Origin of the sequence: Gilliamella sp. Fer4-1 (assembly GCF_001690515.1) — a bacterium.
GTDB classification, from domain to species: domain Bacteria; phylum Pseudomonadota; class Gammaproteobacteria; order Enterobacterales; family Orbaceae; genus Gilliamella; species Gilliamella apicola_C.
Genome location: NZ_LZGZ01000331.1, coordinates 1 through 8,819, shown reverse-complemented (window position 1 = coordinate 8,819; position 8,819 = coordinate 1). Strand labels below are relative to the sequence as shown.

The window sequence follows — 8,819 nt, the reverse complement described above, 5'->3', positions numbered from 1 at the left end:
GGCGGTATTGATAGCAACATCTTCGCTAATATCACCGTTGTCTTGATATGCACGACCATAATAGGTATCAAGCAGAATTTGTTTTAATTCTGCAATTAAAGGATAACGTGGGTTTGCACCTGTACATTGGTCATCAAAAGCATCAATCGCTAATTGATCAACTTGTGCTAAGAAAGTATTTTCATCCACACCAAATTCTTTAATAGAAAATGGAATATCCAGATCTTTTCTAAGTTGATCTAACCAACCAATTAATTTTTCGACTTTCTTTTCATCATTATCCGTAGCTACGGTTAGGCCTAAATGATCAGCAATTTCGGCATAACGGCTAACTGCTTTAGGATAACCATATTGGCTAAACGTACCTTGTTTAGTTGGTTTGTCGGTTGCATTAAAACGCACAACATTACTAATTAACATCGCATTAGCAACACCATGAGGAATATGGAATGCTGCACCAATTTTATGAGCTATTGAGTGACAAACACCAAGGAATGCTTGAGCAAAAGCAACGCCAGCTAACGTTGCTGCACTATGCACTTTTTCTCGAGCAACAGGATTTTTAGCTCCTTCTCTATAACTTGTCGGTAAGTAGGTTTTTAACAGACTTAATGCTTGTAATGCTTGGCCATCAGAAAACTCACTTGCCATAACTGATACATAAGCTTCTAAAGCATGAGTTACGGCATCATAGCCTCCAGCAGCACAAAGTGATCGAGGCATATTCATGACTAAATTCGCATCAACGATGGCCATATTTGGTGTAATCGCATAATCCGCTAATGGATATTTTTGACCTGTTGCATCATCAGTTACAACCGCAAAAGGGGTAACTTCAGAACCAGTACCTGATGTGGTTGTCACACAGATTAATTTCGCTTTTTTACCCATGTTAGGGAAGTGGCAAGCACGTTTACGAATATCCATAAAACGCAATGCGAGTTCATCAAATTTTGTTTCTGGATGTTCATAAAGTACCCACATAATTTTCGCGGCATCCATAGGAGAACCACCACCTAAAGCAATAACAGTGTCTGGTTGGAAAGCTGTCATTGAATCAGTACCTTTACGAACAACACTTAATGTTGGGTCTGCTTCAACATCAAAGAAAGTTTCACAAATCACACCTTGTGCTTCAAACTGATCTGTAATTTGTTTAGAGTAACCATTATTAAATAAGAATTTATCAGTTACTAAAAATACTCTTTTAGCACCTTGCTCAATCACTTCATTTAAAGCAACTTGAAGCGAGCCACGTTTAAAATAGATAGAACTTGGTAATTTGTGCCATAACATATTTTCTGCTCTCTTAGCGATTGTTTTCTTATTGATTAAATGCTTCGGTCCAACATTTTCAGATACCGAGTTACCGCCCCAAGAGCCACACCCTAATGTTAAAGACGGCGCCAAATCAAAGTTATACAAATCACCAATACCGCCATGAGCTGCTGGTTGGTTAATTAAAATACGGCAAGTTTTCATTTTACTACCAAAATAAGCAATACGTTCACGGTTACTATCTTGATCAGTATAAAGCACAGAAGTATGCCCCATCCCGCCCATTTCAACTAATTTTTCGGCTTTATCAACTGCTTCAGAAAAATCTTTAGCTTTAAACATAGCAAGCGTTGGCGAAAGTTTTTCATGAGCAAATGGTTCAGACAAATCAACCTTATTCACCTCGCCAACAAGAACTTTCGAACCTGCTGGTACTTTGAAGCCGGCCATTTCAGCAATTTTGGTCGCTGGTTGTCCAACAATATTAGCATTTAACGCGCCTTTATCGTTTAAGATAATACCTTGTACAGCTTTAGTTTCTTTAGCGTTTAATACATATGCACCATATTGGGTTAATAAACTGCGCACTTCATCATATACAGAATCAACCACAACAATTGCTTGTTCTGAAGCACAAATCATACCATTATCGAATGTCTTAGACATAAGAACAGAAGCCACAGCACGTTTTAAATCTGCTGTTTCATCAATCACAACTGGCGTATTACCCGCTCCAACCCCTAATGCTGGTTTACCTGAACTGTACGCTGCTTTTACCATACCCGGTCCACCTGTTGCTAAAATAGCCGAGACATCATCGTGATGCATTAACGCATTTGATAACTCAATGGATGGTTCATCAATCCAACCAATAATGTCTTTTGGTGCACCAGCTTTAATTGCGGCATCTAATACAATTCTAGCTGCTTCAATCGTTGATTTTTTTGCTCGAGGATGAGGGGAAAATACAATTGCGTTACGAGTTTTTAAACTAATTAATGATTTAAAAATCGCAGTTGAAGTAGGGTTAGTGGTTGGAACAATTCCACAAATAATACCAAGTGGTTCTGCTATAGTAATAGTACCAAATGGTTCATTTTCAGCCACTATACCACAAGTTTTATCGTGACGGAATTTGTTTAAAATATACTCTGCAGCAAAAAGGTTCTTTATGACTTTATCTTCAACAATTCCCATTCCTGACTCAGCAACTGCCTGTTGTGCTAGTGGGATACGTGCTGCCGCTGCGGCTGTTGCGGCTGCTACAAAGATTTTGTCGACTTGCTCTTGAGTATAAGTTGAATAAGTCTCCTGTGCTTTTTTCACTCGAGCCATTAACTCATTTAACTCATTCATATTAGTTACTGCCATAGATTTCTCCTTGAAATTAAAAAATAAATCGGGATCGTTTGGCATCTTCCTTGAAACTATTTAATGCTTAAGCATAATAACAAAACGAAATTAGCACTATCCTAAATCAGATTTTTAATTTATACAATAAGATATTAAACAAAAAAGTAGTTTAATAATAGAACAATGATTTTTAAGAAGAGAAAAAAATTGAATAATAAAAATAGCAACAGATAAACAACTATTTCTAATAAAAAATAGTTGTTATTGAAAGTAACTCATAACATAAAAAAGAAGCTGTTTGCTTAGTTCAAAATATAAATCATAAATGACATAATCTATTTAATACATAACTCACAGCAACAAAACCAAAAGTTGCTGTGACTGTGGTAATTGCCCCAAATCCTGATTCGCAGTCCATTTTTTTAGGGCCGTCTGCGTCACTTTTGGTAAAACATATTTGCCCATTTTTAGCTGGATAAGTTAGTTGTTCGGTAGAATAAACACATGGAATGGCAAATTTACCTTTACTGTCCTTATTAAGTTTATAATGATTTTTCAATTTTTCGCGTAATTTAGCGGCTAATGGGTCTTGAATTGTTTTTGCTAAATCAGCAATTTTAATTTGAGTAGGATCTTTTTGCCCACCAGCTCCACCGATGGTAATCACCTTTAATTTCTGTCGCTTACAATATGCAAGTACAGCCGCTTTATCATTTACACTATCGATAGCATCAATAATATAGTGATAACGCGGTGATTGTTTTGTGCCCAAATATTCACTGACATTATCTCCATTAATGAAATCATCAATTTCATTCACAACACATTCAGGATTGATTTGTAAAATTCGCTCAGCCATAACCGATGTCTTTGCTTTACCGATATTGGATTTTAATGCATGAATTTGGCGGTTAGTATTTGTAACGCAAACATCATCCATATCAATTAAGGTGATTTGACCAATGCCACTACGCGCTAGCGATTCAGCAACCCAAGAACCCACGCCGCCAATACCAATCACACAAATATGCGCTTGCGAAAAGCATTGTAAAGCTGATTGTCCATAAAGCCGTGCAATGCCACTAAAACGTTGAAGATAAGATTCTGTATTCATAGATAATTCTTGATGATGGTTATACTCAAATATCAGCTTTTTTGAAAACTTTACAAATTATAACTGCAATATTCTTTTATAAACAAGTTATTAATATGTATTGGTGCTATTATGTTCTTTCAAGAATAAACAACTAAATTTCTAGCTCTCATAAAGATCAACTAAATCATCCCGATGATGCGCAATAAGTAGGATATTATTTGTCATTAATTGTATTCGTTTGAGTTATTAATTTTTCCTACAATAAATAATGTTAACAATAATTAATAGAGAGGAAATAAAGAATGCGCAACCCCAAAAAACTGCTTAATGATCCCAATAATGTAAGGCAAGAAGTCATGCAAGGGTTGATCTATGCTTATCAGGGAAAGCTAACAGCAATTTCAGAGCATTGTGCTGTTTATGGTAACCATATTGCCAATGATCAAGTTGTCATTGTATCAGGCGGTGGTACAGGTCACGAGCCGACTTTTGCTGGTTTTATCGGTAAAGGAGGTATTGATGGCTGTGCACTTGGAGAAGTTTTTACATCGCCATCGCCCGATCAAATTATTGAAGTGACCAAAGCTATAGAAAAAGGGAAAGGCGTCCTTTTTTTATATGGCAACTATTCTGGTGATGGCATGAACTTTGATATTTCAGCTGAAATATTAGCAGAAGAAAATATTACAATCAAAACGATTCGAGCAACTGATGACATTGCCTCTGCGCCATTATCTAAGCTTTCTGATCGTCGAGGTGTTGCTGGCCTGATGTTTTTATACAAAATTGCTGGTGCAGCTGCGCAATTTGAAAAATATGATCTTAATAATCTTTATCAAGTAGTATCAAAAGCAAATGGCAATGTCCGTACTATAGGTGTTGCCCTAGATGGATGTGCACTACCCCAATCAAGTCATTTCAATTTTCAATTAGAGGATAACGAGATTGAAATAGGTATTGGTATTCATGGAGAAGCAGGGTTGCGCCGACAAGTGATTACCTCATCTGATCAAGTTGTCAAAGAAATGATAGACAATTTATGTGATGATTTACCTTTTAAAAAAGGCGATCGAGTGTGCGTATTGATTAATAATTTAGGCGCGCTTAGTAACGCCGAGTTGTACATCATAACACGCAAAGTTGGCATTGAACTTGGTATACGAGGCATAATTAGCCACGATGTTGTTGTCGGTCATTTTTGCACATCGCTTGAAATGTCTGGTTTTTCAATTAGCTTATTGAAATTAGATGAAGAATTACGACACCTTTATGATTTACCTTGCCAAACACTAGGATGGAGAAAATAAAAATGAATTTACTACAAGTCCGTAAAATGATGCTATTTACTGCTGAAAAGATGGTCGAAAGCGAGCCAACTTTAACTGCTTTAGATCAAGTAGTCGGTGATGGTGATCATGGTATCGGTATCAAACGAGGGTTTGAAGCGATCATTGTGTTACTACAAGACGAGAAATTTCAACCAGCTAATATAGGTGATTTTTTTACACAAATTGGCACAAAGTTAATGATTAGTATGGGCGGAGCTTCTGGTGCTATCTTTGGTACTTTATTTAGAGCAGGTGGAAAAAGTATTGCAGGGATAACTGAGTTTGATTCAGATGCACTATCAAAATTTCTTAATGAAGGTTGGCAGGCTGTCTATCAACGCGGTAAAGCAAAACCTGGTGATAAAACTATGGTTGATGCTTTAGCCGCTAGTGCAATAACAGCAAGTCAATTAAGTTCTTTAAAATTAATTGATGTATTACCTAAAATAGCACAATCGGCTATGGAAGGTGCAGAGAAAACCAAACAAATGATTGCTGTATTTGGGCGAGCTAAGAATTTAGGTGAGCGAGTAATTGGCCATATAGATCCTGGCTCGGTTTCAATGGCGTATATTTTAAAATATATGAATGAATATATTCAAACTCAATAAAATAATAAATCCGCCGACACATCGGCGGACAAATCATTAAAAGCATTGATATAATAACAAGCCAATTACAATTGAGAAATATTTAATGAATTACGTAATAGCCAGTTATTATTTAAAATAAAATTTTTGTTGGTTCATTATCATTTTATTCATTTACTAAACTAAAAATTATTTTTTAAACTTAATTTGTGAGGGATATGCCCAACGTTGTAACTCCTCAGCAGGAAAACCGCTAACATCTTTACCACTATTAATTAATAATGCGTGATAGTAAATTTCAGCCATTTCTTCGATATAAGCCGCTTTTAATACCGCTTCATAAGGATCTTTATCGACAGCAATAGCACCATGCTTTTCCATTAAAATTGCATCAGCTCGTTTTATTGGTTCTATAACACTATTTGAAAGGTCTAGAGTCCCTGGTCGCCCATAAGGTGCAACAGGAATAATTCCATCTTTTAAATTCAAAATAGCACATTCATAAACGACTGCAGGAATCGGTCTGGCTAACACGGCAAATGAAGTTGCAAAAATAGAGTGAGTATGCGAAATAGCAAAAACATCGGGGCGAGCTTTATAAATCTCAAGATGCATTAAGCATTCACTGGTTGGTCTTAATCCTGAATCGGCTTCAATAACATTTGCATCCAGATCCATTACAACAATATCCCGTATTGTTAATAATTTTTTATCAATTGTTGTAGGGGTGACAAGAACATATCCTGTCTCTTTATCTCGTACGCTAGAATTACCCGCTTTATGTTTGCATAGTCCCCACTCACTTGATTTTTTAGCCATATCGACAACATATTGTTTTTGTATCTCTAACATTTTATAGCTCCTATTTTGACAAGTTATTTATTGATAATTGGCAAACAATTCCCAGATTTCATTGCTATTTTTGGCATTTCGTATGCGAGTTGCGCCTTCGTGAAATTCTAATAATTCATTTAATTGGGCAAGTGCTTTAAGGTGTTTTTGTGGATTATTTGTTGCTAAAACAACAATTAAATCCGCTTGCATATAACCACAAATAGTGATTCTTTCTGATAGTTTTAGTAAAGACATTGCGACTTTATTTACACCATCATCAATACCAGCATGGGCAATAATTAACCCATCGACTAGCATAATATAAGGTTGTTCAAATTGGATTTTTTTAATCATTCTTTCAAGGTAGCAACTTTCTATGGATTGGTTGTTTAGCAATGGCTGTGCGGCTAATGCCAATGCGTCCTCCCATGCTATATTCACTTTTTCTATAATGTTGATATGTTCTTTTTGCATTAAGTCGGCTAATGAGGGTATTTCTTGTTGTGTTATTAGTACGGGGTTATCATTCATTTCATCGTTATAAAGATATGCAGTTAACTCCTTTTGCAGTGCTTTTTGATCTTTGATATTGCTATATTTTTCAATAATAAACATCAGCTCATCAACTTGAATAATGCTAGGATCAATACCTTGTAAAGTGCCAATCACTTGATGACGAAAAGCATTTTTATGAAAATTATTCAGTGAAGGATTAACAATAAATAACAATTTATCGGTAGATAAATGTGAGGTAGAAAAAACAATATCATAATAATGATGATATTTTTCGAACTCACGTTTAGACATGGCATCAGAAAAATGTAATTCAGGAAGCAATACTTGTAAAGTCAGGTAAAGATAAGTTGAAACTGTTGCACTATTTTCGCAAACAAAAATAGCGATCTTCTTTGTTTTAATTCGGTTGATCAAACCTTCTCGAGTTAACCAACCGCCCAAGAGTACAGTAATAAAAGCGACTTCTTCATCTGGCATATTACAATGCAATATTTTTTCAAAAGGGGAAATCGCTTTTCGTACCATTTCATGTAAGTGACCAAATTCTTGTAATACAATGTCATATACACTGTTGATATTAGAAATATGATATCGAATACGATAATAAGCAGGTTTCCAATGCTGATAAATACGTTCAATCAGTTCGCTCTTATCTTTAAAGGTGATACAACTAATCTGTTCAAAATTAGCAATAACCTCAACAACACTTTCTAATAGCACCGCATCTAAATGGAAATATTTATCGGATAGCGTTTGTATATTAGAGCTTTGCACTAATACCATTAAAAAAATTTGCTCATTAAGATCAGTGATACCAAATTTTTCAATGAGCTTTTTCAATAATTGAAAATCACGACTACTTGCAACTTCAGTATAATTTTCTGGCAAAAGCGCAATTTTTTTATCGGTTTCTATGCGCTGTAACATAAAACAAATAAAGTAAGTCAACTCTTGCAACTGCTCATCAGTAAAAACAATTTTTAATTTCTTTTCTATTTCGCTAAATACCTGTCCTACTTGTTCTAAGCGGCCTTGGGTAATAATCTCATTTTCTCTAAAAATTTTGTCAGCTATTGGCATACTAATAATTCGACGAATTAATTTTAGCAACAAATAACGTTTGTCAATTTCATTACCGATAATACGATAACCATTCTCGCGGTCATAGTTGATTTGTAAATGATATTGAACAATCATTGCTTGTACTTTTTTGATATCATTGATAACGGTGTTTTGACTGACAGTAAGTGATGAAGAAAGATGTATTAACGACATCCTTTCCGTTCTAATTAACAGAAAAAAGAGTAGTAAATGAACTCGTTCATCTTCAGAATAAATATAACGTCCAATAGCAAGTGATACAGGCTCATCCCTAAAGGTTTCGATCACTAATTTAGGAACACTAAACTTACCAGTTTTAAATCGTTTAATTAATTCAAGATTAGATGATTCAAGAAAGTCATTAATTTTCTTAATGGTATAACTAAGCTGTTTGCGAGTTAACCCAAATTCAGATTGAAGCTCGACGCCACTCATATTTGGATGATGAATTAATGCTTTTAAAACAGCATGAATTCGCTTATCGACAACCATATAACAATTACCTTATCGTTCGTTGCCTGATGGCAACTAACATTACCATCAGATTTACTGCAAAATATGTTCAACGAATACTTTAGAACTCATTTATTTATTATTTTTTTCTGCTATATCCTGCATAGCCTCTTTACGCAGTTCACGTGAATAAAACAAATAACCCACACACCAATAAGCAGTAAAAATCAATGGCACAAAATAGCCTTGCAAACATTGCCAAATAAATGA

General features: G+C 35.1%; 6 protein-coding genes. 2 read left to right on the top strand and 4 right to left on the bottom strand.

Going from position 1 to position 8,819, the window contains the following annotated elements:
- Window positions 1–2,649 (bottom strand): bifunctional acetaldehyde-CoA/alcohol dehydrogenase (gene adhE / locus A9G30_RS11250; protein ID WP_065589023.1); only part of this gene is annotated, 2,649 nt, incomplete at its 3' end.
- 301 nt (window positions 2,650–2,950) lie between these two features.
- Window positions 2,951–3,745 (bottom strand): tRNA cyclic N6-threonylcarbamoyladenosine(37) synthase TcdA, encoded by a 795-nt coding sequence (gene tcdA / locus A9G30_RS11245; protein WP_065589022.1) that lies wholly within the window; start codon window positions 3,743–3,745, stop codon window positions 2,951–2,953.
- A gap of 284 nt (window positions 3,746–4,029) precedes the next feature.
- Here tcdA and A9G30_RS11240 point away from each other — a divergent pair, with 284 nt between their 5' ends.
- Together A9G30_RS11240 and dhaL are read left to right on the top strand one after the other, a co-directional pair.
- Window positions 4,030–5,034, top strand: a complete 1,005-nt coding sequence (locus A9G30_RS11240) for a dihydroxyacetone kinase subunit DhaK (RefSeq protein ID WP_065589021.1) — start codon at window positions 4,030–4,032, stop codon at window positions 5,032–5,034.
- A 2-nt stretch (window positions 5,035–5,036) separates the two neighbouring features.
- A complete protein-coding gene (dhaL, locus tag A9G30_RS11235; RefSeq protein WP_065589020.1) occupies window positions 5,037–5,666 on the top strand; it encodes a dihydroxyacetone kinase subunit DhaL in 630 nt (209 codons plus the stop codon).
- A 168-nt stretch (window positions 5,667–5,834) separates the two neighbouring features.
- On the opposite strand, the gene A9G30_RS11230 is transcribed toward dhaL, so the two are convergent.
- Together A9G30_RS11230 and A9G30_RS11225 are read right to left on the bottom strand one after the other, a co-directional pair.
- Complete coding sequence (locus A9G30_RS11230) at window positions 5,835–6,497, bottom strand: class II aldolase/adducin family protein (protein WP_065589019.1); 663 nt, start codon at window positions 6,495–6,497, stop codon at window positions 5,835–5,837.
- A gap of 27 nt (window positions 6,498–6,524) precedes the next feature.
- Window positions 6,525–8,588: a BglG family transcription antiterminator gene (locus tag A9G30_RS11225; RefSeq protein WP_065589018.1), complete on the bottom strand. Its 2,064-nt coding sequence runs from the start codon at window positions 8,586–8,588 to the stop codon at window positions 6,525–6,527.
- Between the last annotated feature and the right edge of the window lie 231 nt (window positions 8,589–8,819).